The following is a 24,664-nucleotide window of genomic DNA, read 5'->3' as shown; positions in this document are numbered from 1 at the left end:
GCCGACGGGCGATGCTGGCCGCTACCCGGCGGTACGATGTGTCGGTGCGTGATGTGGCCCGGCTGTGGGACCGGTATGGGAGGGCGTGCGCCTACTGTGGCGAGTCCTCTGCGTCTTTGCATCAGGAGCACGTGCTGCCCATTTCCCGGGGCGGGACGGACGGGATCGGGAACTTGGTGCCGGCCTGTGCTGACTGCAACCTGGCCAAGGGAGACCAGACGATCACGGAATGGCGGCTCGGAAAGAAGGCGCCGCGCTACCGCAAGCCGTTTGCCACGCTTACCGCCCTATGATCTTCTCTCCATTCGAACATGCTCGGCGGTGGTCTGCTCTTCCAGGCGGACTCCGCAGCTTCTCTACGGCAGGGACGTAATGACTGCTCAGCAGCGTGGTGCCAGTATCCGGATCTTCCTCATCGATGGGACGCCTCAGGGGATGAGGCTGGTGGAACGCATCGGCTGGACTGGTTGCTGCCTGAGTTTCTCGCGCTCCGACTATGACCGGGCTCGCCACCGCGCGGAGCTCCAGCGCTCCGGTGCCTACGTGCTGGTGGGGGCAGATCCGCAGGGAGTGCGGCCCGTGAGAATCTACGTCGGTGAGGGCGAGGAGGTGCGGACCCGGCTCGATACGCACGTCAGGGAGAAGGACTTCTGGTCCAGCGCTTTTGTTCTGACGACGAAGGATGACTCCCTGAACAAGGCGCACATCAGGTATCTGGAAGCGCGTCTGATCGCCATGGCCCAGGCAGCGCAGATCGCGATGGTCGAGAACGCGACCAATCCGGCCGCTCTGGGCAGGCTGTCCGAGCCGGAGACCTCGGACATGGAGGCCTACCTCGACGAGGCGCTGATCCTGCTTCCCCTTCTGGGAGTCACGGCCTTCGAGATCTACGATGAGCCGGATGCGTCTGCGGCGGCGCAGGTGACGAAGAACGATCAGGCTCAGATCGCGGGTAAGCGCTACCGCTTGAGAACCCAGCTGACCGAAGCCGAGGGGTACAGCGACTCACGGGGGTTCGCCGTCCTCGCGGGCGCCTTGGCGCGCAAGGAGACCAAGGTGATGGTTCCGGGCTACGCGAGGATCCGCGAGGAGCTCATCGCTGAAGGCGTTCTGGTGAGTGTGAACGACCAGCAGTACCGGCTGTCCAGGACCTTCATCTTCGACAGTCCCTCCAGTGCTGCCAGCGTCCTGGCCGGCGGCAGCAAGAACGGCCGAACAGAATGGAAGGACGACCAGGGCCGGACCATCAGGGAGAACGAGGAAGCGACCGCCGCGTCCCCCGCATGACTTGCTTCCGCAGATAGGGTAACCCTGCAGTTCGCAAGCGAGGAGATGTCTGGCCTCTGCACTGCTCCGCGACTGCGGCCTCCGACAGCGCCCTTGTGCGCGTGCCCAGGGTCAGGGACGGCTGAGTGGCAGGCGTGTTCAGCAAGGGCCTTTTTCCTGACCGGTGCCGCGGACCGGGCTGGGGTCCTCGTAAATGGAGATCAGGAAAAGACCGAACGCGACCACAGCAGTCATGACACCGATCGCCCCAGTACCTGTTCTGCCGGCGACGGGCGTCCTCGTCGCGGGCGTCGCGATCCTCATCGGCGCTCATGGGCCCCTTGAAAGGCCTTCCGCCGTCCGACATTCCGTGTCGTGTGCCGCGCCCCTCGAGACCTTTTCTTCTCCACCAGGTCCCACTCCTCTCGGTCGGCAACCATGCGTCTCCCAGAGCGCCCGGGCACCGTTCCAAACAGCCGGCGACGGTCAGGCGATCCTGACACGAGACCGCGCCGTCCGGCCTCCTGCAGCGTGGCCGTTCTGCGGGGAGCCGGTCGCCCGAAGTCGGGCGTCGATGTCAGTGGCCACAGCTAGGCTCAGGCCACGATCAGGGGGAGGTTGTATGACGTACGGTCTGCTGACGCCGGATGTGCCGCTCGGTCCGTTCGAGGGTGCCTGTGTCACCGTGTGGTCGGCGCAGGGCAAGGAAGCGAAGCTGCACTCCAAGTCCTCCTGTTCGTACCTGCGTTCCGCCCGTGCCACGAAGCGGGAGGTGCTGCCGGGCACCTCGACGGTCGGCAGGCTGTGTACCCAGTGCGCGTCATACGGCTCCTGGGCGCGCCCCGGGACGGGGCTCGCCGTTTTCCTGGACGCGGTCACCGGACTGGGGCTGCTGTATGAGTTGGACCGCCACTGCCAGGCGGACGAGGACAAATTCGACGATGCAGAGGTGGGTGAAGCGGCATCCGTGCTCTTCCACACCTTCTCGGGCAGCGAGGAGAGTGTCTGCGTCGACGGTGAGGACGAGGCCGAGGTTGAGGTTGAGAACTGGGAGGAACTACAGGAAGCCCGCCACGTGCGTGAGATGGTCTTCGCCGAATGGCTCGAGGCGCTGGCCAGTCTTCATCGCGTGCATCACGGCCTGGACCTGTTCCCCTGGCTGAGGCCCTGGGCCGGCCCGAGGGTGCGACGCAAGTCCGATCACCTTCAGGTGCTGCGCGCCCAAGCCGGGCGGCTGGTCGCCCCGGACTCTCTCGTCCTGGCCGCAGCGGTGTCCGTCATGCAGGAACCGGACGTCCCAGCCGACCACCCCGATTTCGCTCTCCTGGGTACGCCGACCGAGGCCGCAAGCGTGCTGACGTCCTTGTGGCGGCGGTGGCGCAGCCAGGTGGAGAACACGGGCGTTGGCTGTGCACCGACAACGAGGAGCAGGCCGAGACCTGGTACAACCTCACCGCCACCGAGATCGCCATCATCCACCACCCCGACGGCGAGGACGTCCTCCCCTACGCCCTGACCACAGCGAGGCTGTGCAACCACGCCCTGGCCTGGGAACACCGCACCCGCCACCCCCTACCCATCCACGCCGCCATCCAGATGGACAAAAACCACCCCGAATACCGCCGCACCATCGACTGGGAACCCGACGACGCCACCGGATGACCCACGTGCGGCGCAGCGCGCACATCGCCTCCCACGCATCATCCAAGCCCTGGCGGCCGCCAGCCGCCCATGAGCAACGAGGCCTCCGAGTGCAAGGTTGAGACGTCAGACATTTCGAACCACTGCCCGAAGGACTCATCTACTACGTGCCCGAGCCCGTCACCCGGTCAGTGGGCCCGCTGAAGATGCTTAGTAGATGACCCGCGACTCCGGCGACAACCGCGTGTGCCGGGACTTGCGCAGATCACGGGTGATATTCAGCCGACGCAGCCAACGGTCGGTGCCGTCGAAACGCGCCTGGAAGGGCTTACGGCCATGCACCACGCGGTAGTTGTCGATGAAAGCAATATCGCCGGGAGTCAGGGCTACTCCGCCCATCGCGCTGTCCAGGGCCTCGCCGATCTCATCCAGTGCCCGCTGCTCGCGTTCACCCTGCACACCCCGCATGTAATAGGGGTCCAGCCGGACGTACGGGTCCTTCGGCGAGCCGAAGAGAACCGCGACCGGCTCGGGGGACAGCAGGGCGCTGTCCACCCGCTCGGCGCTGCGCCTCATGAGCTCGGCCACTTCGGGATCCTCCTGGCCGCCCGCGACCTGGTTCTGCGGACGGTGCGAGTCGTCCGGCAGGATCTTGAAACGCTCCTCCGCCAGGGCCTCGCGCGTCACGTCGTCGAGCTGCACGTCGGCGATGTCGGCGAAGGTCGTCTCCACCCCATCGGGATTGCGAAGGCACATGAGGCCCAGGTAATCGGTGCGCAGGGGATGGAAGGCGTCCTCGGTGTGCCAGGCGAGTGTCTCCGCGCTTCCCCAGCCGATCTGGCCGTGTTCGTGGGCACGTATCGGGAAGATGTCGTGCATGACCCGCCCATCCTGCTGGGTGGCCCAGCCGATCGGCTCGCCGAGCAGGCAGCCGATGAGCAGGAACGGGATGTCGAGGCGCAGCGTCGCGTCCGGCGCGGCCTTGTCGCGCCAGTCCGGTGGGGTGGGCCCGAGCGCCGCGTCGTCGACCGGCAGTCCGGACACGACCACCACGCCCGACGGCTCGGTCAGCTTGAAGTCGACCAGCGCCGTCCGTAGTCCGCGGGGCAACTCGTGCGCGTAGACCTGGGCGGCCTGGTGCAGGGCGGGATCCTCGATGGACGAGAAGCGCCCCGCGACCTCCACGGTGATCTTCTCGATCGCGACAATGTCCTCGTCGCGCAACTGCAGCTTCAGCATCTTCTTCCTCCGTTGTCGGTGGTCAGGAGTGCGCCGGCTGTCGTGCGGTCGACGGCCGGGGCAGCGCGAGGCGGCGCAGTGTCGGGCTCAGGGTGGCGCCGGTGGCGATCACTACCAGCAGCGCGGCCGCGCCGAGAATGCTCGCGGCGCCGTCCCGGGTGCTGGTGGACAGCACGCCGGCGGCGACGGGGCCGGCCGTGGCGGCCAGTTCGGAGCCGAGACCGACCAGGCCGGACAGGCGTCCGCGCAAACCGTCGGGCACGGCCGACAGCTGGCAGATGGTCACGGTCGTGTTCGCGACCGGCATGGCCAGCGCGGCTGCGCCCAGCAGGATGCCGAGCGGCACGCCGCGCGGTGCGTACGCCATGGCGCCGGCGACGGAGGCGAAGACCCAGGTCGAGCCGATGACCAGCACCGTCGGCGACAGCACCGCCGCGTGCAGACGGTCGGCGATCAGAGCGCCGACCAAGCCGCCCGCGCCGAAGCACGTCATCATCAGGCCCATCTGCCCGGGCGCGACGTTGCCCTCGCTCGACACGATGAGTACGAGCACGACCAAGGTGTGGAACGCGAGGTTCACGCCGACGATCCAGGCCATCGTCGCCCGTATGGTCCGCGTGCGCAGAAGCGACCCGAACCCGCCGGGCTGCGGTGCGGCGGCAGCCGCGGTCTCTTCGCCGGCCTTGGGCTCGGCGGCACGGCGCGGCAGGTGCAGCGCCGCCAGCGCCACGAACGACACGGCGAGCACCGATGTGTTCAGCGTGAACGGCAGCACCTCGTGCAGCCCGAACATGAAGCCGGCCAGCGCTGGACCGATCAGCAGCGCGGCGAACGGCCGGGCCGCGTTGCGCGCCAGCGCCTGCGGCAGCAGGTTCTCCGGCACGACCTGGGGCAGGGCCGCGTTCTCGGCCGGTACGAAGATGCCGGCGGCCGCGCCCTCGACGACCGCCACGAACAGGACCTGCCACAGCGGGCAGTTGCCCAGCAGGACGGCGACGGCGACGCTGAGCATCGCCACCGTACGGACGCCCTGGGCCACCACCATCACCCGCTTGCGGTTCACGCGGTCGGCCAGCGCCCCGGCGGGCAGGCTGATCAGCGTACGGGCGCCGGCGAGCACCGCGGCGACGCCGGAGACCGCGGCCGCCGAGCCTCCGTGGGCGAGCACGAGAAGCGGGAGCGCGACGTACGCGATCTCGCCGGCCATCTCGGACAGGAACATGCCGGACCAGAGAATGCGGTAGTTCCTGTTGCGTGGCAGGGGTGTGGTCATGCCGTGCCTTTCCTGCGTGACGGCAGCGGACGTCACCGAGTCTTCTGGCGGCGGGGTGGCCCTCGCCATGAAGTTGCCCCGTGGATGAAACTCCGAGGCCAGCCGCGTCCCAAGCTCCGGGCGAAGGCCACGGCCTGCGCATTGTCGGCACGGTTCAAGTTCGTTGAGGACAGAGGCGCGCGCGTCGATATTTGAGCGCTGAGTCGTGTCCGGCATCCGGCGCGGCAGCGAGCCACTACGGAACGGAGTCCCTTATGGCTTCCGCGACAGCGACCGCTTCCTCGGAACAAGAGGCGTCAACGCCGCCGGACCGGCTGACGCCCGTGCCATGGCGGCCGGTGTCGCTGACCGCCGCCGCGATGACGGTGTGCCTGCTGGCGCTGGCCACCCGGCACGGTTACCACGTAGACGAGCTGTACACCCGGGTGGCGAGCCGCCATCTCGCGTGGGGCTACATCGACCAGCCGCCGCTCGTAGCGCTCGTTGCCAAGGTCGAGATGGCGGTGTTCGGGGACAACCTCTTCGGCTTACGCGTGGTGCCGGCGCTGCTCGCCTCCGTCGCCGTGCTGCTCGGCACGTTGATCGCCCGCGAGTTGGGTGGCGGCTCCCGGGCGCAGATACTCGCGGGGTTCATGGCGTTCGGGTCTGGCGTGGTCATGTTCACCGGCCACATCATGGGCACGAACAACTGGGACGAGCTGTCCTGGGTCACGGTGTCATGGCTGCTGATCCGGATGGTGCGCACCCGCGACACCCGTCTGTGGTGGGCGATCGGCGTCGTGGTCGGCGTCGGCCTGACCGCGAAGTACCTGCTGGTTCTCCTGCTCCTCTGCCTTGGGGCCGGTCTGCTGGTGTTCGGCCCGCGGTGGGTGTTCCGGACCTGGCGCTTCCCTGCCGCGGTCGGCGTGGCCGTGGCCATCGCCTCACCGGTGCTGATCTGGCAGATAACGCACGGCATGCCGCAACTGGAGATGAGCGCCGCGCTGTCCAAGGCGCTGGAGACCCTGTCCCGCAGCACCTTCATCCCGATGCAGCTCCTCCTCATCGGCATCTTCCTGAGCCCGGTGTGGATCAGCGGGCTGGTCGCGCTGATGCGTCGTCCCGAGTGGCGTGCCTACCGGTTCGTCGGCTGGTCGTACCTAATTATGGTGGCCGTGCTGCTGATCGTCGGCGGGCAGGGCGCCTACACGACCTCGCTGCAGTACGTACTTCTCGCCTCGGGGGCCGTGGTCGTCGACCGGTGGGCGCGCAGCGTCAAGCGACTCAGGGTGATCGGCGGACTGACCGCACTCAACGCGGTGAGCTGCGCGATCCTGCTGCTGCCGACGCTCCCGATCAACCTGTACGCGAGTAATCCCGTCCTCAGCGGCGCGGCCATCACTCAGTTCGACCAGGTTGGCTGGCCCGCGATGACCCGGCAGGTGGCGGCCATCTACCACTCGCTGCCTTCGGACGAGCAGGCGCACACCATCATCTACGGTAACCACTACGGCCAGGCGGGCGCGATCGACAAGTGGGGGCCGAAGTACGGGCTGCCGAAGGCGTACAGCGGCCACAACTCATACGCCGACTTCGGCCGGCCCAGCGAGGGCAAGACGACCGTGATCACCATCGGCGTCGACCCAAAGCAGTTCGGCAAGCTCTTCCAGTCGTGCGAAAAGCGCGGCGAGTACAAGAACGACTTGCCGGTGTCCGACGACGGCCAGAAGTTCATGGTGTGCCGTGGCCCGCTGAAGCCCTGGCCGCAACTGTGGGAGCAACTGCGCTGGATCGGCTTTCAGTGCCCGTACACGGCCAAGGCTGTCACGGCCAACAGCACCAAGGGTTGCGACTGAACCGGTACGGGTGTCGGGGTTGAGGGGCGGTCTCCCCGGCGACCTGGACCGCGTCAACAGCGATGCGGGGACGCGCCCCCTCAGCACAGCGCATCAGTGTGAGCCGGCTGGCTGCCGCCTCCGGAACGGCAGCCGGCCGGGCGCCCGCGCGGTCCGGTCTCAGAGGCTGTCCGGCACCTGCGCTTCGTCCGCGACTCCGCCGTCAAGGCCCGTGCCCAGCCATGAACCAGATCCGCATCCTGGTCATCACCACCTCTCCGGCATCCGGGACGAGCTCCGCGACATCCCCCCGTGTGTTGATCGACACCCTCGCCCGGATGCGCCCCACTGGTGCTTTCGACGGCCCGACCTGCGCGGCCAGGACTACCCTGCGCCGTCCCCGCGGAAGCTGCATAGCCCCGGGGTGATGCGGTTGGCCAGGGTCCTGGCGGCGGCGTGTTTGAGCTGGATGCCCGCCCGGGGGGAGTACGAGGGCAGGGGGTGCAGCTCGATCTCGTCCTGGTGGCTGGCGAGCCAGGTCCGGACGGTCTTCGAGCGGTGGACCGAGTGCCGGTCGACGACCAGGTGGATCTTCCGGTCGAGGTGCCCGACCATCCGGGCGAGGAGCGGCACATGACCTTCGCGTCGAACGACTCGGTGAAGGCCATGAAGTGCATCCGGCCCTTCGTGCTGATCGCGGACATCGCGTTCGCATAGAACCGGTTCCCGGTGCGGCGGACGACCGGGGTTCCGCCCTTGGCGCCCAGGTGCGCCCGGTGACCTGGTCCGGGCGGACCCCGACCTGGCAACCGAAGAGAACGTCGGCGTTCTCCGCACTTCGCCCGGGCCTTGATCGCGCGGCCAGGTCTCCTCGTACCAGAGGTGGACCGCTTCCGCGGCCTGCCCGACGGCCCGCTTGTCCGGACGTGGAAGGTCAGTCCCCATCCCTTCAGGTACGCCCACTCCGGGCTCGGTGAAGCGGCCCCCGGTACAGCATGAAGATCAGCTCACCGACCCGTCGCTGCGCCCACAGAGATTTCAACTGCGCTTGCCACCGAAGCGCAGCTTCCACGGGGTGAGGGCGGATTCGAGCTGCACTCCCAGGCTCATCTTCGATGCGCCTTGCCCGCGTTCCTCGAAGCGAATCGGCACTTCGAGGATGGTGAACCCCCGCTTGAAGGCACGGTAGTTCATCTCGACCTGGAAGGAGTACCCGTTGCTGTGCACGGAGTTCAGGTCGATCGCGCGCAATGTCTCGGCCCGCCATGCCTTGAATCCGGCGGTGGCGTCCTTCAGGCGCAACCGCAGGATCGCGTTGACGTAGATGTTGGCCCAGGCCGACAGGGCTCTGCGAGACCAGGGCCAGTCGGAGGCGGTCGAGCCGCCGGCCACGTAGCGCGAGCCGATCACGGCGGCGGCGTTCTTTGTCAGGAGCGCATCGATCAGGGCCGGGATCGCCGAGGCCGGGTGCGAGAGATCGGCGTCCATCTGGACCACGATGTCAGCACCCTCGTCCAGCGCACGGGTCATTCCGGCGAGGTAAGCGCGGCCGAGTCCGTCCTTGGCGCCGCGGTGCAGCACGCCGACGGTGTCCGGCGCCCCGGCGGCGAGTTTGTCGGCGACCTCGCCGGTGCCGTCGGGTGAGTTGTCGTCGACCACGAGCAGATGCAGATTCGGTACTGGCAGGTCCGCGAGCAGACCCGCCAGTACCGGCAGGTTGTCCCGCTCGTTGTAGGTCGGCACGATGACAACGGTCTTCGGGGATACGACGGCCATCGGCAGCTCCTCGGTCGGGAAACGGTTCAGGGGCCGGTCACCCGGCACTCGTGGGGCGCTGCGCGGCTTGTCCGCGCGAGAGGGCGGCCGGAACGCTGTGGAAGAACTCGAGGATCTGCCGGTTCACCTCCTCCGATTGCTCCAGATACCCGTAGTGACCCGCGTGGTGGATCAGCCGGTAGGCGGCGCCGGGGATGGCACGTGCCACGTCGGCGACCTGGCACGGCGTGGTGATCGCGGCGTAGGCCGCGATGCGACTGGGGTCCGGCTTGATGGCGAGCTGATGCCACAGTCCGGGGCCGGTGGACAGCGACTGCTCGAACACCGACAGCCAGTCGGACACCTCGAGGTCGTCGTTGAGCGTGTGCGGGGACAGGCTCTGGATCGCCTGCCGGGCCGCGTGATATCGGCGTGGCAGCGTGATGCCGGAATCCAGCAGCTCGATCTCGTCCCGGGCGGCGGCCGCGCGCAGCTGGTCGTCGCGGCCGGGGGCGGCCATCAGTACGGCGGCGGTGGCCAGGTCGGACCGGGTCAGCAGCAGCTCCTGCACCACATGCGCGCCGAGCGACGCCCCCGCCAGGCGGCACGGCCCGGCGTGCAGGTGCTCGATGAGCCCTGCCAGGTCGGCTGCGAGATCGCCGACCGTGGAACCCGCCTCGCCGGGGTCGCTGGAGGGGCACGCCCCGGGAGTCGTACGTGATCACTAAATAGCCGGCCTCGGCGAGCGCCGGTACCTGGTGCAAGTGCCACGCCCGGCCGCGACCGCCCGAGCCCATGGGCAGGACGACCGGCTCCCCGCCCTCTCGGCCGTCGGGTGCGTGGTCGTCGTAGTGCAGCTGTGTCCCGCCGACGGTCGCGACGCCCATCAGCGTGTGGCCATGCGGTCGGCCAGGCTCTTCGGGCGCATGTCGGTCCAGTGCTGCTCGACGTACGCGAGGCAGGTCCCGCGGTCCGTGTCGGCCAGTGAGACCGACCACCCCTCGGGAACGGCGGCGAAGGCGGGCCAGAGCGAATGCTGACCTTCGTCGTTGATCAGCACCTTGAAGGTCGCGTCAGGGTCGTCGAACGGATTTGCCATCATCTGCTCCTTCGGGGATGAGTTTCAGGCGAGTGCCTGGCCGGAGACGAGCGTCTCGGCGTATCCGAAGACGTGGCCGCGCCCGACCGAGACCGGCCGCAGCGAGGCGAAGTCCGCGTCGAGCACATCGAACATCTCGAGGTTCGCGTCACCCGACCACACCTCGGAGAACTCGACCCCCGTGACGGTCGAGGTCACCAGCCCGACGGGCGGCTGCTCACCGGCGAGCCAGGGTGGCTGGACCCGGCTGTGCACCAGCGGCACAGTGTGCAACGCCGGCGGTTCGGCGGCCGGGGCGGTCACGCTCACCGAGGCGTGGGCGATCCGGCGGCCGCCTGTCGCGGCGGTGCCGTGGTACGTGCCCGCGGCGGATCCCAGGGGCCCCGCCTTGCCGACGCGCATCGGCCGGGTCTGATGCACTTCGCCGAACTGCTTCGGCATTCCCTGCACCCAGCCGCGCAGCAGCGGCACGGGCTGGTCGACCCAGGCGTACGGGCACCGGGCCAGGCGGCGGCCGCGGTACTCGCAACCGAGCAGGATCAGGAACTCGCTGAACTGGCTGGCACCCGGATCGGCCAGCTCGGTGCCCGGCTCCGAGCACCACTGCCAGTGCGCGAAGACCGCGGCGGCCTGCCCCGGATCGGTGCCGGGGTCGAGCTCGGGCGGGAGGAACCGCGCCGCCGCCGCCGGATCCACGTGGTAATCGACCATGACGACCTCGCCGGAGAAGTTCCACGGCGGAGGAGTCAGCGTGGCCGAGGTACCGGACGGGGAGAGCGGAAGGCTGTAGCCGCGCAGGCTGCTGACGACGGAACTAGTCATCGAAGGGTTTCCTCATTTCTCCAGGCGGTGGCGAGCCGCGCGGCCGCCTCCGCCAGACGGTCGGGCGGGTTGAGGCTGTACGCGAGCCGCAGGTGAGTGCCGGCCGCGCTGCCGAAGCGGGAGCCCGCTGCCACCGCGACGCCTGCCCGGCCGGCCGCGGCGAGCAACGACGCTTCGCTGCGCCGCGGGTCGAAGGTCAGCCAGACGAAGAAGCCGCCGGCCGGACGCTTGACGGTCACCGACTCGCCCAGGCCGGCCCGCAGGGCGGCTACGAGCGTCTCGCGCCGCAGCCGGAGTTGGTCAAGCAGCCACGACAGGCGCCGGTCGTAGCGGCCGTCCCCCATCAGCATGGCCACGGCCAGCGAGGTCAGGTGGTTGAGCGCTCCGCCGCTGACCAGTTGTCCGCGGCGGGTCAGCGTCTTGATCAGGTCCGGTTCGGCCTCCAGCCAGCCCAGCCGCAGGCCCGGTCCGAGTGTCTTGGCGAACGACCCGAGCCGGATCACCCCCGCCGTCGGGCCAGCGCGGCGAGCGAGGGTGGCGGGGCGGTGCGGTCCAGGCTCAATTCCGCGTATGCGTCGTCCTCCACGATCGGCACGCCGTGCCGGGTGGCGACGGAGAGCAGCTCCCGGCGGCGGGCTTCACCCGCGACTGTGCCGGTCGGGTTGTGGAAGGTCGGCGTCAGGTAGACGAACGCCACGTTGTGGCCGTGGGACAAGGCACGGTCCAGGGCCTGTGGCCGTACGCCCTCACCGTCGGCGTCCACCTCACGCAGGCGCAGACCGTGGTCGGTCATGATGCTTCGGCCCAGGTCGTAACACGTGCGCTCGACCACGACGGGCTGGCCGGGCCGGCCCAGCACGGTGCACAACAAGGTCAGCGCCTGCGAGGTACCGGCGGTGACCATGATCTCCTCGGCCGTGCAGCCGTGCCGGGCGGCGAGCGAGGCGCGCAGTGGCTCGGCTCCGGCGTTGGCGCCGTAACTGAGCGCCGCGGGGCCGAACTCGGTAAGGGCCTCCGCGTAGAGCGGAAGCACCTCGTTGACCGGCAGCAGGCTCGGCTCCAGGTAGCCGGGGCCCAGGTCGATGACGCGGGGCGGGGAGACGGCCTGCACCACTCCCGCACGCCACCATCGAGCGTGCGGGAGCGAGGAGACCGCCGTGTCCGGTGGAACCATCAGCCCTGCAGCTCCGGCGCGTCCAGCAAGGCCGAGCGCAGGACCCGCGCGCCCGCGAGCAGGGTGGACGGGTTCCGGGACAGAGCCAGGCGCAGCATCCGCTCGCCCTCGTGCGGTCTCGCCCAGTGGAACTTCTGGCACGGCAGGACGTAAAGGTTCTGCGAGCGGACCGCCGACCAGACGTCCATTCCCAGACGCGAGCCCACGTGCAGGCGCTCCACGCTGACCCGGGCGTGCTCGTCGACGAAGCTGATGCCGGGCACGTCGGCGAACTCGGCACGTAAGAGGGCCCGGTGGTCGGCGATCGTGCGCTGCAGCTCGGCCAGGCCGCCATCCGCCCCGTCGTCGGCGAGCCGCTTCACCATGAGCAGGATCAGTGGCGAGGTGCCGAGCAGGATGTCCGAGTGGATCTTCTCGATCGGCAGGTCCACGTTGGCCGAGGGGACCAGCCAGCCGATCTTGAGTTCGAGCGTGGGCCACAGCTTGCCGGTGTCCTCGATGACTACCCAGCGGCAGCCGCTCGCGTCGAGCACGGCGTAGTGGTCGAACTGCGCGTCGGGGTCGAACCCCCGGAAGCAGGTGTCCAGGGCCAGCACCACGCCGTACTCGGCGCACTGCTCGGCGAGCCTGCGCAGGCGGGCCTCGCTCATCACCCGGCCGGTGGGGTTGTTCGGCGTGGTGATGAAGACGCACCCGACCTGTTCGAGCAGCTCCGCCGGCAGGTCCTCGTCGTGGGCCTGCTCCTCCTCGACTGGCACAAGCCGGAGGCCGACCCCGCGCAGGATGTCGGGGATGTTGTCGAACGTGGGGTGGATCAGCGCCACGGCGTCGGACGTGGTGACCAGCGAGCGGGCGAGGATCTCCATGGCCAACGAGGAGGAGTAGCAGCTCAGCGTCCGTCCGGCGGCGAACGGATGGCTGTGCTGGCCGAGCATGCCGAAGAACGACTCGGTGGCCTCCTGCTCGATCTCGGGCGCCGGGCGCATGGCGGCCTCGGCCCACATGCTCGGCAACTCGGCGACTATTTTGCTCTGGGCGGCCGTGAGTTGCTGGCGGGCGTGCCCGTCGGCGAGATTCATCGAACTGGTGGCCAGGGCGAGGGTCTCGAATTGGGTCAGGTTCTCCGCGGAGACCGTCGGCAGAATTCTGTTCACAAGCACCTCTCATGCGAGTGTCGGGCGAAGCGTGCTTGGAGCCACGGCGGATGCCGGGACTCACCGGCGCTCGGGCGCCGGGATAGGAATTGGGTGACCTCCGTCAGCAGAAGGCGAACTGGGTGAGCAATTGCTCGGCATCGTCGGTACGGTCGCCGGAAGCCAATCCGGCTTTTCGGACGAAGCGTTTGAGATAACCGGCGCCCTCGGTGCCGCCGGATCCCGTCATCTCCGGCAGATAGCGGCGGCCGAATCCGTAGTGCCGACCGCGCCAGATGTGCAGCGGTGCTTCGCTCGCGGCGAATGCCTCGCGAACGTCGGCGTCGCGGGTGCCGGCCGCGGCGTCCCGCAGAGACGTGAACTCGCGAAACAGCGGGTCGTTGATCGGGGCCAGGTGTGCGAACCGCTCGTAGGTCTCGATCTTCCGTTCGTCGTAGCCGTACATCACCAGCTCCATCAGGTGGTAATTGAGCGACTGGACCGCGCTGGCGCTCCCGGTCGCTTCCCGGAAGCCCATGAAGAGCTCCGGGGTCAGCGTCCGCAGCGCGTGGAAGACGACGTTCAGCAGCTCGGCCGCCGAGGTGAGCTGGCTCATCCGCAGGACGTACTCGCCGCGGCCGCGGCCGATGGCCTCGGTCGCGCGGCGCGCGGTCCAGCGGACGAGGAAGAAGCCGATCTCGCAGGCCTGCACGGCGCGCATGAAGATGTGCTCGTCATGCTTGCCCGACCGACGGAATCCCGAACAGCGGTTGACCACCAGCAGGTCGCGGACCAGCACGTCGTCGTGGCCGGCGAGCCGGACCAGCTCGGCGCTCGCCATGGTGCGGTCCGGGCTGACAGGGGACCGGCCCAGGTGGTCGAGCACGGCCTTCAGACGGCGCACGCGTTCCGCGCCCTCCTCGACCGTGGTCTCGTGCAGCCCGGCCTCGCGCTCCTCCAGCGCGATCAGGTCGGTCACGAGCGCGTGCAGAAGCAGCAGGCTCGCCTCGTACGAGTCCTCCCGCCGGGCGAGGTACCAGCCGACCACGTGCAGCCCGGTGTAGCGGTAGTACTCGGGTATGTCGAGGTGCCGGCTGAACGGCCGGGTCAGTAGCCGCAGGATCTCGTTCTCGTCGGTGTCCGGCCCGGCCACGGCCGCGTCGTAGCGCTCGGACAGCCGGAGGATCTCGTCCTCGGGCAGCTCGGTGAGGGGCGTCGCGTGCAGTCTGGTGGCCAGCTCGGCGCAGGCCGCGGGCAGTTCCCGCGAGCGGGTCGGGATGACGGCTCGTACGGCGATCACCGCTCGGACTCGCTCTCGGCGCGCCAACCGATGATCAGGTGTTTGTCACCGCTGGAGCGCCGGACCGTGCCGTCCGCGAAGCCGGCATGACGCAGCAGGTCCAGGTACTCGGCCGCCGTTCGGTGCCGGCCCCGGGTCTCGAAGTGCATGGAGAGGTTCATGACGGCCGTGGCGAGCGGGCCGCCGCGGTCGTCGTCGAAGAGCCGCTCCATGATCAGGATTCGGCCGCCGGGGAGGCACGCCTCGTACGCCTTGCGCAGCAGCGCCGCGCAGGTCTCGTCGTCCCAGTCGGACAGGATGTAGCCGAAGGCGAAGCAGTCGCCGGCCGGCAGCGGGGCGCGGAAGAAGTCACCAGCCGCGAAGTCCAGCCGGTCGCCGAGCTTGTGCTCCGTGGCCCGCGCGGCCAGGTACGGACCGACCTGGGGAAGGTCGAACACGGTCGAGCGCAGCTGCGGAAAGGCGTGCAGGGCGGCCACCGAGAAGGGCCCGCTCGCTCCGCCCACGTCGATCAGCTGCCGGCAGTCGCTCAGGTCGGCCAGGGCGGCGAGCTCGTGCGAGACGTGGTGGCTGAGGCTCCACATCGCGTTCAGGAAGCGGCCTACCGACTCCTCGTCGCGGTACAAGGCGTCGAACGGAGCCGGTGCGTCCCGGTCGGTCTCAGCCTTGCCCGCGTGCAGGTAGCCGCTCAGCCGTCCGAACTGATCGGCAGTGTCGCCGATCAGGTGCTCGACGAATCCCATCAGGTAGCGGGGGTCGTCGCGGTCGATGTAAGGCCGCACGCCGGCCGCGAGCGCGTAACGCCCGCCTTCCGCGTCGAGGACGCCGAAGGAGGACAGCACCAGCAGGAGCCGCTCGAGGGTGTCCTCGTCGGCGGCCAGGGCGGCCGCGATCTTCTCGGCGCTGTCGCCGCTGTGCCGTGTCAGGTGCCCAAAGACGCCGTGCCGGTCCGCGACGCGCAGAGCGTGGGTGGCATACATTCCGTAGACGGCGCGTTCCAGATTCGCAGGGATCATTGTTCTCGCTGCCCATCGATGCAAGGGAATTGTCAAGCATTATCGGCGCGGCGAATTTTCGACGCGGCCGCCGAGATCTCCGGGCGCGATGCGCCCATTACCCGAAGGTAAGGAATCCCCCGGGTCGTCGAGAAGTATTTCGGTGTGCGTGACGGATCGGCCATCTTGTTGACCGCAGAGTGAAATTTCCAGTTCGGAACCGCTTTCCGGGCCTCGTGCTCCGGCCGTGGCTCGCGATCCGGCTGAGGGAGGCCGGTGAGAGGACGGCTACGGCCACCGCTGGTCATCGGCGCGGCGGGGCGGATGAGCGGACACGCGCGCCCCACCGGCCCGGCTGGCCCCGTCGGCGGCGCTGTCACCAGGCCTGCGGCCCGCCTGACCATGACCGGTGAAGAGCCGCGCGGTGGACGACAAGATCCAGCCGGGCGGCCGGTCGGGGAAGCCCGGGCCGAAAGAGAAGAGCGCAGGTGGGGGCCGTATTTGCGAGCCTTCGAGGTGCGGCTCAAAATCGCTTTTCCGTCGGATCCGGGTTGTTCCTAAGGGGCGTCGAACGATACCGTTCCGGCAAAATAGGGAAAGGGTGTGCAGTGACTGACAGGTATGCTCTCTTATTGGAATCCGTGACGAAAATCTACGGTTCCGGTCGCAACGCGGTCACAGCCTTGAATGACGTGACGATGGGCGTGCCGCGCGGGACATTCATCGCTATCATGGGCCCCTCCGGATCGGGTAAGAGCACGTTCCTGCACTGCTCGGCGGGTCTCGACAAACCCACGAAGGGTGGCGTGACCCTCGGCGACACCCGCCTGGCCGGCCTGAACGAGGAGCAGCTCACCGAGCTCCGCCGGGAACGGGTCGGGTTCGTCTTTCAGGCGTACAACCTGCTCGACTCGCTCACCACCGCCGACAACGTGGGCCTGTCGTTCCGGCTGGCCGGCGCCCCGGTACCCACCGACCGGGTGCGCGCCGAGCTGGCGAACGTCGGGCTCGACGACATGGGTGACCGCTACCCCGGGCAGCTCTCCGGCGGTCAGCGGCAGCGCGTGGCGATCGCCCGCGCCCTCATCACGGGACCCGACGTGATCTTCGCCGACGAGCCGACGGGCGCGCTCGACACACGTACCAGCAAGCAGGTCCTGCAACTGCTGCGGGAGGTCGTCGACCGGACCGGCCAGACCGTGGTGATGGTGACCCACGACCCGGTCGCCGCCTCGCACGCGGACTCGGTGACCTTCCTGGCCGACGGCCGGCTGGCCGGCGAGCTCATCGGGCCGACGCCGGAGAAGGTGGCCGACCGGATGACCAGGCTGGGTGAGTGGTGAGCCGCAAGAGCGGGGCCAAGGCGGCGGATCCGCTGGCGGCCAAGAAGGCCAAGAAGGCCAAGAAGAAGGTCCGCACGCTCTCGCGCCAGAACCTTTCGCTGGCCTGGAGCACGATTCGCGGCCGCAAGGGCGGCTTCGCGGCGGTGCTGATCGCCGTCGCGGTCGGCACCGCCGTGATCACCGCCTGCGGTGTGTTGCTGGAGACAGGTATCAGGTCGGGAGTCCCCGCCGAGCGGTACCACCGGGCGGCCGTGGTCGTCGGCGGTAACCAGGCCATGCCAGTCGACGGCGATGCGGACCCGCGGTTCTCCGAGCGGGTCAGGCTGCCCGCCGACACGGTCGCGAAGGTCGATGCGGTCAAGGGCGTCGAGTCCGCGGTCGGGGACGTCAGCGTCCGTATGACCGTCCTCAAGAAGGACTCCGTCCTCAACGGCCCGCCCGTGTACGGGCACGGCTGGTCCGCCTCGGTGCTGGCGCCGTTCACGCTGCGCTCGGGCACCCAGCCACGAGCGGCCGACGACGTCGTACTCGACAGCGACCTCGCCCGGCGGGCCGGGGTTGACCGAGGAGACACGGTCACGCTGGTGACCGGGTCGAAACCGGCGTCATACCGGGTCAGCGGCGTCGCCGAGCCCGGTGCCTCGTTCGACCGGCAGTCCGCGGTCTTCTTCACCGACGACCATGCGGCGCGGCTCTACGGCACGTCCGGCAGGGTCGACGCGATCGGTGTGCTGGCCTCGAAGGGGACCGACGCGGGCGACCTCGCCGACCGGATCAAGAAGGCCGTGCCCGGCGTGGTCACGTACACCGGTGACGACCGCAGCGACGTCGAGACGCTCGACGTCGGGCAGAGGCGGGCGGTCGTCATCGAGGCGGCCACCGCGTTCGGCGCCACCATGGGCCTGCTCGTGATCATCGTGGTCTCCGGCACGCTGGCCCTGTCGGTGCAGCAGCGCCGCCGCGAGTTGGCCCTGTTGCGGGCCGTCGGTGCCACCCCCAAGCAGGTGCTGCGCATGATCGGCGGCGAGGCCGTGCTCGTCGGCGGGATCGGCGCTGTGCTCGGCGCCATCCCGGCGTCCTGCTCGCCATGCTGCTGCACACCGTGTTCACGGCTGCCGGCGCGCTGCCGTCCGGATTCTCGCTGGTGATCACGCCGCTGCCCGTGTTGTGCGCCCTGCTGATCTGCGTCCTCGCAGCCCGGGTCGGCGGCTGGCTCGCTGCCCGGCGCGCCGCGAAGGTCAGTGCCGTCGAGGCGCTCGGCGACGTGGCCGTGGAACCGAAGAAGCTCGGCTGGTTCCGGCTCTCGCTCGGTGTGCTGCTCGTGCCCGCGGGCCTGGCTGTCGCGATCGTGCTGCCGATCGTGCTGCCCGGTGAGTCGGCCATCGATGGCGCCGCCAGCTCCGCCCTGGTCATGGTGATCGCTGTCGGCCTGCTCGGACCGAAGTTGTTCGGCGGTGTCGCGAGGCTACTCAGCCGTCGCCCGGGTGACGTCACCCGATTCCTCGCCATCGCCAACTCCCGGGCGAGGGCCCGTCGGCTCAGCGCCGCCACGACCCCGCTGATCATGGGCGTGACCATGGCGTCCGCTCAGCTCTTCAGCGGGACGACGCTCGCCGCGACCGCGCATGACCAGGCCGCCGACGGCGTGATCGCCGACCACGTGGTGACCTCCGACAGCGCGGGCATCTCACCCGGCCTGGCCGAGGAGCTCCGAAAAGTCCCCGGCGTCCGCGCGGTCGGCCCGATCGCCCGGACCTCGACGATCCTCACCTGGCCTGATGGCGACAGCACCCAGTACCGGGTCTCCACGGCGCAGGGCGTCGACCCCGCGGCCGTACCGGACACCATGAACCTGGACGTGCGGCGCGGCGACCTGAGCGATCTCACCGGGTCCACCGTCGCGCTCAGCCGCCTTGTCGCCGGCACGGTCGGTGTCGACGTGGGCGACCGCGTCGACGTCCACCTCGGCGACGGCACCGTCAAGAAGGCCAAGGTGGTCGCGGTCTACGAGAACGGGCTCGGCTTCGGCGACGTCACGCTGCCCCATGACGTGGTCCTCGAGCACACCACCGACCACCTCGACGAGTGGCTGATGGTGAACTCCGACCGGGAGGCGGATCTGAGCGCGGCGCTCAAGGCGTACCCGACGGTGAGCGTGCGCGACGCCGGGGCGGTCACCGCCGCGCCGACCGATGACGCGAGCGACAGCGGGATGAGCCTCGCGTTCAACGCCGTCCTGCTCGGCTATCTCGCCATCGCCGTCGTCAATACGCTGGTCATGGCGACGATCTCACGGCGACGCGAGTTCGCCCTGCTGCGCCTCGTCGGCACTCGCACCAGCCAGGTCCGGTCGATGATGCGCAAGGAGGCGGGCATCATCGTGCTCTGCGCGGTCGTTGTCGGCACGATCGCCGCGCTTCCGTCGCTGATCGGGATGAGCTATGCGATACGCCACTCGGTGTTCCCCTCCATCCCGCCCCTGATGTACCTCGGCATCGTGAGCGCGGCCGCGGCGATCGCCTGGCCCGCCGTGATGTTGCCGACCCGGCTCGCACTGCGGCCCCCGGCTGTGGAGGCGATCGCACAGCCCGAGTGACGTACGACCGCTGTCACAGGTGAGGCGTGGCTTCAGCCACGCCTCACCTATTTCGCGTATGCCACGCGGCCCCCATCGAGTGGTGCGCGCATCCCCCGCCAAGCGGGCAGTTTCCTCACCGCTCAAGAACGTGGAGCCGGTACACCTGCGCAGGCCAAGCTCGACCGTCCACTGATCCGCGCGCCATGTGTGTCTCTAGTGAAGGGTCGAGCATGCCCCACGGTCTTGACAGCGCACCTGCCGATCCGGAGAGCCGGGCCATCCCCCACCGCATCGCCGCGCGCGCCAGGCAGGAACCCGAGGCGTCCAACGGCTCGCTCGACGTCCTTGACGCCGAGGAGCTGCGTTGTGTCCTGACCGACTGGAACGACACTGCCGCGGCTGTGCCCGAGGCGTCCACGGTCGAGCTCTTCGAGGCCCAGGCCGACCGCACGCCGGAGGCCACCGCCCTCGTTGTCGGCGAACAGGCCCTCAGCTACGCCGAGTTGAACGCCCGCTCCAACCGCCTGGCGCGGCACCTGGTTGCCCAGGGGGCGGGTCCTGAGCGGTTCGTCGCCGTGGTCCTGCCGCGTTCGGTGGACCTTGTGGTCTCTCTGCTCGCCGTGTTGAAGTCCGGTGCCGCCTATGTGCCGATCGACCCGGAGTTCCCGGCCGACCGCATCGCTTATCAGCTCCAGGACGCGGACCCGGTCCTCACCCTGACCGAGGAGACGCTCGCCGCGTACGACGCGGAGGCGTACGGCTCCTCGGACCTCGACCTGAGCACCGCACCCGACCAGGCCGCCTACGCCATCTACACCTCCGGCTCCACCGGCCGCCCCAAGGGCGTCGTGATTCCGGACGGCGCGCTCGTCAGCTTCCTCACCTCGATGCAGAACCGCTTCGGCCTCGACGGCGAGGACCGCCTGCTCGCCGTGACGACCATCGGCTTCGACATCGCGGGCCTGGAGCTGTACCTGCCGCTCCTGCACGGCGCCACCGTCGTCCTCGCCGACCGCGGCACCGCCAAGGACGCCGCGGCGCTGGCCGCGCTCATCAAGGACAGCGGTGCCACTCTCGTTCAGGCGACGCCCGCCCTGTGGGGCGTCCTCGTCGAAGCGGGCGCCGACTTCAGCGGCGTTCGTGTCCTGGTGGGCGGCGAGGCCCTGCCCGCCCCGCTCGCCACCGCCCTCGCCACCGCTTCCCCCTCGGTCACCAACCTGTACGGCCCGACGGAGGCGACCATCTGGTCAACCGCGTCGGACGTGGACGCCTCGGGCAAGGTCACCATCGGTGGCCCCATCGGCAACACCCAGGTGTATGTGCTCGATTCGAGCCTGCGCCCGGTCGCCCCGGGCATCCCCGGCGAGCTGTTCATTGCGGGTGCGGGCGTGGCCCGCGGCTACCACCGCCGTGCCGCCCTCTCCGCCGAGCGCTTCGTCGCCGACCCGTTCGGTCCGGCGGGCTCGCGCATGTACCGCACCGGTGACCTGGTGCGGTGGACCGCCGACGGTGTTCTGGAGTACATCGGCCGCACCGACTTCCAGGTCAAGGTGCGTGGCTTCCGTATCGAACTGGGCGAGATCGAGGCCGCCCTCACCGCGCACCCGGGTGTGCGCGCGGGTGTGGTCGTCGTGCGCGAGGACCGTGAGGGCGACCGCCGCATCGTCGCCTTCGTCGTCCACGCAGAGGCCGACGCCGCCCCCGACGCCGACGCGCTCCGCGCCCACCTCGGCGCGACGCTGCCCGGCTACATGGTCCCGTCCGCGTTCGTCACCCTGGACGCGCTGCCGCTCACCCCGAACGGCAAGCTGGACCGCAAGGCGCTGCCCGCCCCCGAGTTCGGCGGCGAGAGCGCGGGCCGTGCCCCGCGCAACGCCCGCGAGGAGCAGCTATGCGCCCTCTTCGCCGACGCCCTCGGCGTCGCCCGCCTCACCATCGACGACCACTTCTTCCACCTCGGCGGCGACTCCGTGCTGGCCATGAGGATCGTTGCGCGGGCGCGGGCCCAAGGGCTCATGGTGAGCACGGCCGACGTCTTCAACCACCCGACGGTCGAGGCGCTGGCAGGCGTGGCGACGCGTCTCGACGAAGGCCCGGCGGTACCGCACAGCTCGCCGCAGGCGGACAGTTACCCCTTGACCTCCATGCAGAGCGGCATGCTCTTCGACGCCCTCATGCTCGACGATCCGGCGCTGCACCTGGTTCAGTACGTCGTCCGGCTCGGTGGCGTCACCGACCCCGGCCGCCTCGGCCGGGCCTGGCAGGAGGCCACGGAACGACACGCGGTGCTCCGGACCGAGCTCCGCTGGGCCGATGTTGAGGAGCCCGTGCAGCTCGTCAGGGACGAGGTCACGCTGCCGGTGACCCAGCTCGACTGGAGCGCCTTGCCGGAGGTGGAGCACCCCGGGCGGCTGCGGGAGCTGCTCGACGCCGACCGCGCCGCCGGCCTCGACCTCACCCGGGCACCGCTGAGCCGGGTCACGATCATGCGGCTCGGCCCGGACTCCATCCAGCTCGTCTGGTCGATCCACCATGTGCTCACCGAGGGGTGGAGCGCCGGGGAGCTGCTGCAGGACGTGCTCGATGGATACCGCGGCGAGCCGGTGCGGACGCGGCCACCGTTCCAGAACTTCGTGCACTGGCTCACGGACCAGGACCTGGACGCCGCCGACGCCTACTGGCGCGGCCGGATGGCCGGCTTCACGAGCCCGGTCTCCATGCCCGGCGACTGGCAGCCGCCCGAGGGCCACCGGCCCGCGGCCAGGCAATCGGTGCAGGTGACGGTTCCGGCGGAGACGGCCGCGCGGGTCTCGGCGTACGCGCGGTGCACCGGGCTGACCCCCAACACCCTGGTCCAGGCGGCATGGGCGATCCTGCTTGCGCGCCTGAGCGGTGAGCGCGACGTCTGCTTCGGCACGACCACAGCGGTGCGGCCGGCGGACCTGCCCGGCGTCGAGTCGATGGTCGGCATGATGATCAACACCCAGCCCGTCCGGGTCCGTGTGGACGACGACGAGCAAACCCTGTCCTGGCTGGCGGAGTTGCAACGCGAGCAGGCCGCGGCGCGGGAGTTCGGGTACGCCCCGCTGAATCGAGTGCAGTCCTTCGCCGACGTGGCGCCCGGGGCCGCGCTGTTCCACACCATCGTGGTCTTCCAGAACTATCCGCTCGACCGGACGGCGATCCGCGCGTTCGACGTCGAGTTCGCCACGAACTATCCCCTGGCGCTGAGCGTGTTCCCCGACGAGTCGCTCGTCATGCGACTGCTCTACGACGAGACGATCTTCGAGCGGGCCACCGTGGAGCGGGTCGCCGTGCGTCTGATCACGGTGCTGGACGGGCTGGCCGCCGGATCCGCGCCGAGCATCGGCGATGTGACCGCGCTGACCGGTGCCGAGCGGGAACTCATCCTCGGCGAGTGGGGCGTGGCCGTTCCCTCCGAGTACTCCATCGAGCGGCGCATGCACCAGCTCATCAGCGAGCGCGCCGCCCAGTGGCCGGACACCGTCGCGATCGAGCGCGGCGAGCACCGGCTCACCTACGCGGAGGTCGAGGAGCGCTCCAACCGGCTCGCCCACCACCTGGCCGCCCTCGGCATCGGCGCGGACATGCTCGTCGGAGTGTCCGTCGAGCGCGGCCCGGACTTGGTCGTCGGCGTTCTCGGCGCGCTCAAGGCCGGCGGCGCGTACGTACCGATCGCCCCCGACTACCCCGCCGCGCGCACCACCGCGATCCTGGAGGAGGCGCGCCCGGCGGTGGTGCTGACCCACACCCGCCACCGCGGCGTCTTCGCGGGCACGACGACCCCACTCGTGCTGCTCGACGAGGACTGGCCCACCATCGCCACCCGGCCGGATACCACCCCGCCCGACCACGGCAGCCCCCGCGATCTCCTGTACACCGTCTACACCTCGGGCTCGACCGGGAAGCCCAAGGGCGTCATGGTCGAGCACCGGTCGCTGGTCAACACCATCGAGGCGTTCATCCCCCTGCATGTGCGCCCCGGCAGCCGGATCTACCAGCTCTCGCCGATGAGCTTCGACGCCGCCTCGCTCGTCCTGCTGAGTACGCTCGCGGGCGGCGCCACGCTGGTCGCTCACGCGACCGCCGGGACCTATGGCGGCGCCGAACTCGTCGAGCAGCTGCGCGAGGCCGACGTCAGCGCGGTCACCGGGCCGCCGACCGTGCTGTCGGTGCTCGACCCGGCAGCCCTGCCGGAGCTTGAGTCCATCAACTGCGCCGGCGAGGTGCTCCCCCGGACCTCGCCGGCGCGTGGTCGCGCGGCCGCCGCCTGCTCAACGGTTACGGTCCCAGCGAATGCGCGGTCGCCGCGACGCAGTTCGCCGTGGAGCCCGGCGCCCGGTACGACAACGTCCCGATCGGCAGGCCGATCCCCAACACCAGCGCCTACGTCCTCGACGACCGGCTGCGCCCCGTGCCACCCGGCGTCACGGGAGAGCTCTACCTCGGCGGCGACGGCGTGGGCCGCGGTTACATCGGGCGGCCGGGCCTGACCGCGGAGCGCTTCGTGGCCCACCCGTTCGGCGGGCCGGGTGCCCGGCTGTACCGCACCGGCGACCTGGTCCGCTGGAACCCGGACGGCATGCTGGAGTTCGCCGGCCGGGCGGACGACCAGGTCAAGATCCGCGGCTTCCGGGTGGAGCCGCGCGAGGTCGAGAACGTGCTGCTGCGGCACGAGGCGGTGGCCGAGGCCGCGGTCGTCGTGCAGGCCGACGGGGCCGGCAAGCGGCTCGTCGCGTACGTGGTGCCGCGTGCCGACGTGCCGGCCGCGGACGAGCTGCGCGCACACGTCGCCCGGCACGTGCCCGCATACATGGTCCCGGCCGCCGTGGTGTCGCTGACAGCGCTGCCGGTCAACCGCAACGGCAAGCTCGACCGGGCGGCGCTGCCCGTGGCGAAAGCCCGTCCGGACGAGGAGTCGTACGTGGCACCGGCCAACCCGACCGAGGAGGCTGTCTGCCGGATCTGGGGCGAGGTGCTGGCCGTGCCCCGGGTGGGCGCGCACGACAGCTTCTTCGACCTCGGCGGCGACTCGATCAACGCGATGCGCCTGGCCGTTCGCATGCGCGCGGCGTTCGGCGTGCCGATCTCCCCGAGGGATCTGTTCGAGCACCGTCACGTGAGCGACCTCGCCGGAGTGGTCCAGGAGCGCATCTTCGCGAGCCTGGCCGCCGCCTCCGCCGAAGCCCCCGGCCGGATCTGACCCAGGAAGGA

Annotated in this window: 20 protein-coding genes and 1 pseudogene; 9 read left to right on the top strand and 12 right to left on the bottom strand. The window is 69.8% G+C overall.

Going from position 1 to position 24,664, the window contains the following annotated elements:
- Positions 1-11 precede the first annotated feature (11 nt).
- From Q3Y56_RS33695 to Q3Y56_RS33045, 3 genes are all read left to right on the top strand, one after another.
- Positions 12-293, top strand: coding sequence for an HNH endonuclease (locus tag Q3Y56_RS33695; RefSeq protein ID WP_369696836.1), 282 nt, complete (start codon positions 12-14; stop codon positions 291-293).
- Positions 294-372: 79 nt separating this feature from the next.
- Positions 373-1,287, top strand: a complete 915-nt coding sequence (locus Q3Y56_RS33050) for a GIY-YIG nuclease family protein (RefSeq protein ID WP_304465387.1) — start codon at positions 373-375, stop codon at positions 1,285-1,287.
- A gap of 1,353 nt (positions 1,288-2,640) precedes the next feature.
- Positions 2,641-2,928, top strand: a complete 288-nt coding sequence (locus tag Q3Y56_RS33045) for an RNaseH domain-containing protein (RefSeq protein ID WP_304465386.1) — start codon at positions 2,641-2,643, stop codon at positions 2,926-2,928.
- A 189-nt stretch (positions 2,929-3,117) separates the two neighbouring features.
- On the opposite strand, the gene gntD is transcribed toward Q3Y56_RS33045, so the two are convergent.
- Together gntD and Q3Y56_RS33035 are read right to left on the bottom strand one after the other, a co-directional pair.
- Positions 3,118-4,146, bottom strand: a complete 1,029-nt coding sequence (gene gntD, locus Q3Y56_RS33040; protein ID WP_304465385.1) for a guanitoxin biosynthesis L-enduracididine beta-hydroxylase GntD — start codon at positions 4,144-4,146, stop codon at positions 3,118-3,120.
- 22 nt (positions 4,147-4,168) lie between these two features.
- Positions 4,169-5,419, bottom strand: coding sequence for an MFS transporter (locus Q3Y56_RS33035; protein WP_304465384.1), 1,251 nt, complete (start codon positions 5,417-5,419; stop codon positions 4,169-4,171).
- A gap of 254 nt (positions 5,420-5,673) precedes the next feature.
- Between Q3Y56_RS33035 and Q3Y56_RS33030 the strand changes: the two genes are divergently transcribed.
- Positions 5,674-7,254 (top strand): glycosyltransferase family 39 protein, encoded by a 1,581-nt coding sequence (locus Q3Y56_RS33030; protein ID WP_304465383.1) that lies wholly within the window; start codon positions 5,674-5,676, stop codon positions 7,252-7,254.
- A gap of 363 nt (positions 7,255-7,617) precedes the next feature.
- Here Q3Y56_RS33030 and Q3Y56_RS33690 read toward each other — a convergent pair whose 3' ends face one another.
- From Q3Y56_RS33690 to Q3Y56_RS32980, 10 genes are all read right to left on the bottom strand, one after another.
- Positions 7,618-7,848, bottom strand: a complete 231-nt coding sequence (locus Q3Y56_RS33690) for a transposase (RefSeq protein ID WP_369696835.1) — start codon at positions 7,846-7,848, stop codon at positions 7,618-7,620.
- 423 nt (positions 7,849-8,271) lie between these two features.
- Positions 8,272-9,009 carry a polyprenol monophosphomannose synthase gene (locus Q3Y56_RS33020; protein ID WP_304465382.1) on the bottom strand — a complete coding sequence of 246 codons (738 nt, stop codon included), beginning with the start codon at positions 9,007-9,009 and terminating at the stop codon, positions 8,272-8,274.
- Between the two features lie 37 nt (positions 9,010-9,046).
- Positions 9,047-9,562: an alpha/beta fold hydrolase gene (locus tag Q3Y56_RS33015; protein ID WP_369696834.1), complete on the bottom strand. Its 516-nt coding sequence runs from the start codon at positions 9,560-9,562 to the stop codon at positions 9,047-9,049.
- 312 nt (positions 9,563-9,874) lie between these two features.
- On the bottom strand, positions 9,875-10,087 hold the full coding sequence (locus Q3Y56_RS33010; RefSeq protein ID WP_304465381.1) for an MbtH family protein: 213 nt from the start codon (positions 10,085-10,087) through the stop codon (positions 9,875-9,877).
- A gap of 24 nt (positions 10,088-10,111) precedes the next feature.
- Complete coding sequence (gene mppR / locus Q3Y56_RS33005) at positions 10,112-10,909, bottom strand: enduracididine biosynthesis enzyme MppR (RefSeq protein ID WP_304465380.1); 798 nt, start codon at positions 10,907-10,909, stop codon at positions 10,112-10,114.
- On the bottom strand, positions 10,906-11,412 hold the full coding sequence (locus Q3Y56_RS33000; RefSeq protein WP_304465379.1) for an aminotransferase class I/II-fold pyridoxal phosphate-dependent enzyme: 507 nt from the start codon (positions 11,410-11,412) through the stop codon (positions 10,906-10,908). Before Q3Y56_RS33000 ends, mppR begins: the two co-directional genes overlap by 4 nt.
- Complete coding sequence (locus Q3Y56_RS32995; RefSeq protein ID WP_304465378.1) at positions 11,409-12,083, bottom strand: aminotransferase class I/II-fold pyridoxal phosphate-dependent enzyme; 675 nt, start codon at positions 12,081-12,083, stop codon at positions 11,409-11,411. The genes Q3Y56_RS33000 and Q3Y56_RS32995 overlap by 4 nt, the downstream gene beginning before the upstream one ends.
- Entirely contained in the window at positions 12,083-13,237 is a 1,155-nt protein-coding gene (gene mppP, locus Q3Y56_RS32990; RefSeq protein WP_304465377.1) for an enduracididine biosynthesis enzyme MppP, read from the bottom strand. Before mppP ends, Q3Y56_RS32995 begins: the two co-directional genes overlap by 1 nt.
- 103 nt (positions 13,238-13,340) lie before the next feature.
- Positions 13,341-14,516 (bottom strand): tryptophan 2,3-dioxygenase family protein, encoded by a 1,176-nt coding sequence (locus Q3Y56_RS32985; RefSeq protein WP_304465376.1) that lies wholly within the window; start codon positions 14,514-14,516, stop codon positions 13,341-13,343.
- A complete protein-coding gene (locus tag Q3Y56_RS32980) occupies positions 14,513-15,529 on the bottom strand; it encodes a methyltransferase (RefSeq protein WP_304465375.1) in 1,017 nt (338 codons plus the stop codon). The genes Q3Y56_RS32985 and Q3Y56_RS32980 overlap by 4 nt, the downstream gene beginning before the upstream one ends.
- Before the next feature lie 569 nt (positions 15,530-16,098).
- On the opposite strand from Q3Y56_RS32980, the gene Q3Y56_RS32975 reads away from it, so the two are divergent.
- The 5 genes and pseudogenes from Q3Y56_RS32975 (at position 16,099) to Q3Y56_RS32955 (ending at position 24,653) form a co-directional block, all read left to right on the top strand.
- Entirely contained in the window at positions 16,099-16,851 is a 753-nt protein-coding gene (locus tag Q3Y56_RS32975; protein ID WP_304465902.1) for an ABC transporter ATP-binding protein, read from the top strand.
- A complete protein-coding gene (locus Q3Y56_RS32970) occupies positions 16,848-17,999 on the top strand; it encodes an FtsX-like permease family protein (RefSeq protein ID WP_304465374.1) in 1,152 nt (383 codons plus the stop codon). The genes Q3Y56_RS32975 and Q3Y56_RS32970 overlap by 4 nt, the downstream gene beginning before the upstream one ends.
- Positions 17,939-19,447 carry an FtsX-like permease family protein gene (locus Q3Y56_RS32965; protein WP_304465373.1) on the top strand — a complete coding sequence of 503 codons (1,509 nt, stop codon included), beginning with the start codon at positions 17,939-17,941 and terminating at the stop codon, positions 19,445-19,447. The genes Q3Y56_RS32970 and Q3Y56_RS32965 overlap by 61 nt, the downstream gene beginning before the upstream one ends.
- 185 nt (positions 19,448-19,632) lie before the next feature.
- A pseudogene (locus tag Q3Y56_RS32960) lies at positions 19,633-23,864 on the top strand (amino acid adenylation domain-containing protein); the annotation flags it as partial.
- Positions 23,865-24,653 (top strand): phosphopantetheine-binding protein, encoded by a 789-nt coding sequence (locus tag Q3Y56_RS32955; RefSeq protein WP_369696877.1) that lies wholly within the window; start codon positions 23,865-23,867, stop codon positions 24,651-24,653.
- Positions 24,654-24,664 lie beyond the last annotated feature (11 nt).

Source organism: Streptomyces sp. XD-27 (genome assembly GCF_030553055.1).
Lineage (GTDB): Bacteria > Actinomycetota > Actinomycetes > Streptomycetales > Streptomycetaceae > Streptomyces.
This window is presented reverse-complemented; position numbering and strand designations above follow the sequence as displayed.

Coding starts and splice junctions, on each gene's coding strand:
- Q3Y56_RS33695 (WP_369696836.1), top strand. CDS start 12: ATGCTGGCCGCTACCCGGCGGTACGATGTGTCGGTGCGTGATGTGGCC.
- Q3Y56_RS33050 (WP_304465387.1), top strand. CDS start 373: ATGACTGCTCAGCAGCGTGGTGCCAGTATCCGGATCTTCCTCATCGAT.
- gntD (WP_304465385.1), bottom strand. CDS start 4,146: ATGCTGAAGCTGCAGTTGCGCGACGAGGACATTGTCGCGATCGAGAAG.
- Q3Y56_RS33035 (WP_304465384.1), bottom strand. CDS start 5,419: ATGACCACACCCCTGCCACGCAACAGGAACTACCGCATTCTCTGGTCC.
- Q3Y56_RS33030 (WP_304465383.1), top strand. CDS start 5,674: ATGGCTTCCGCGACAGCGACCGCTTCCTCGGAACAAGAGGCGTCAACG.
- Q3Y56_RS33690 (WP_369696835.1), bottom strand. CDS start 7,848: ATGGTCGGGCACCTCGACCGGAAGATCCACCTGGTCGTCGACCGGCAC.
- Q3Y56_RS33020 (WP_304465382.1), bottom strand. CDS start 9,009: ATGGCCGTCGTATCCCCGAAGACCGTTGTCATCGTGCCGACCTACAAC.
- Q3Y56_RS33010 (WP_304465381.1), bottom strand. CDS start 10,087: ATGGCAAATCCGTTCGACGACCCTGACGCGACCTTCAAGGTGCTGATC.
- mppR (WP_304465380.1), bottom strand. CDS start 10,909: ATGACTAGTTCCGTCGTCAGCAGCCTGCGCGGCTACAGCCTTCCGCTC.
- Q3Y56_RS32995 (WP_304465378.1), bottom strand. CDS start 12,083: ATGGTTCCACCGGACACGGCGGTCTCCTCGCTCCCGCACGCTCGATGG.
- Q3Y56_RS32980 (WP_304465375.1), bottom strand. CDS start 15,529: ATGATCCCTGCGAATCTGGAACGCGCCGTCTACGGAATGTATGCCACC.
- Q3Y56_RS32965 (WP_304465373.1), top strand. CDS start 17,939: ATGCTGCTGCACACCGTGTTCACGGCTGCCGGCGCGCTGCCGTCCGGA.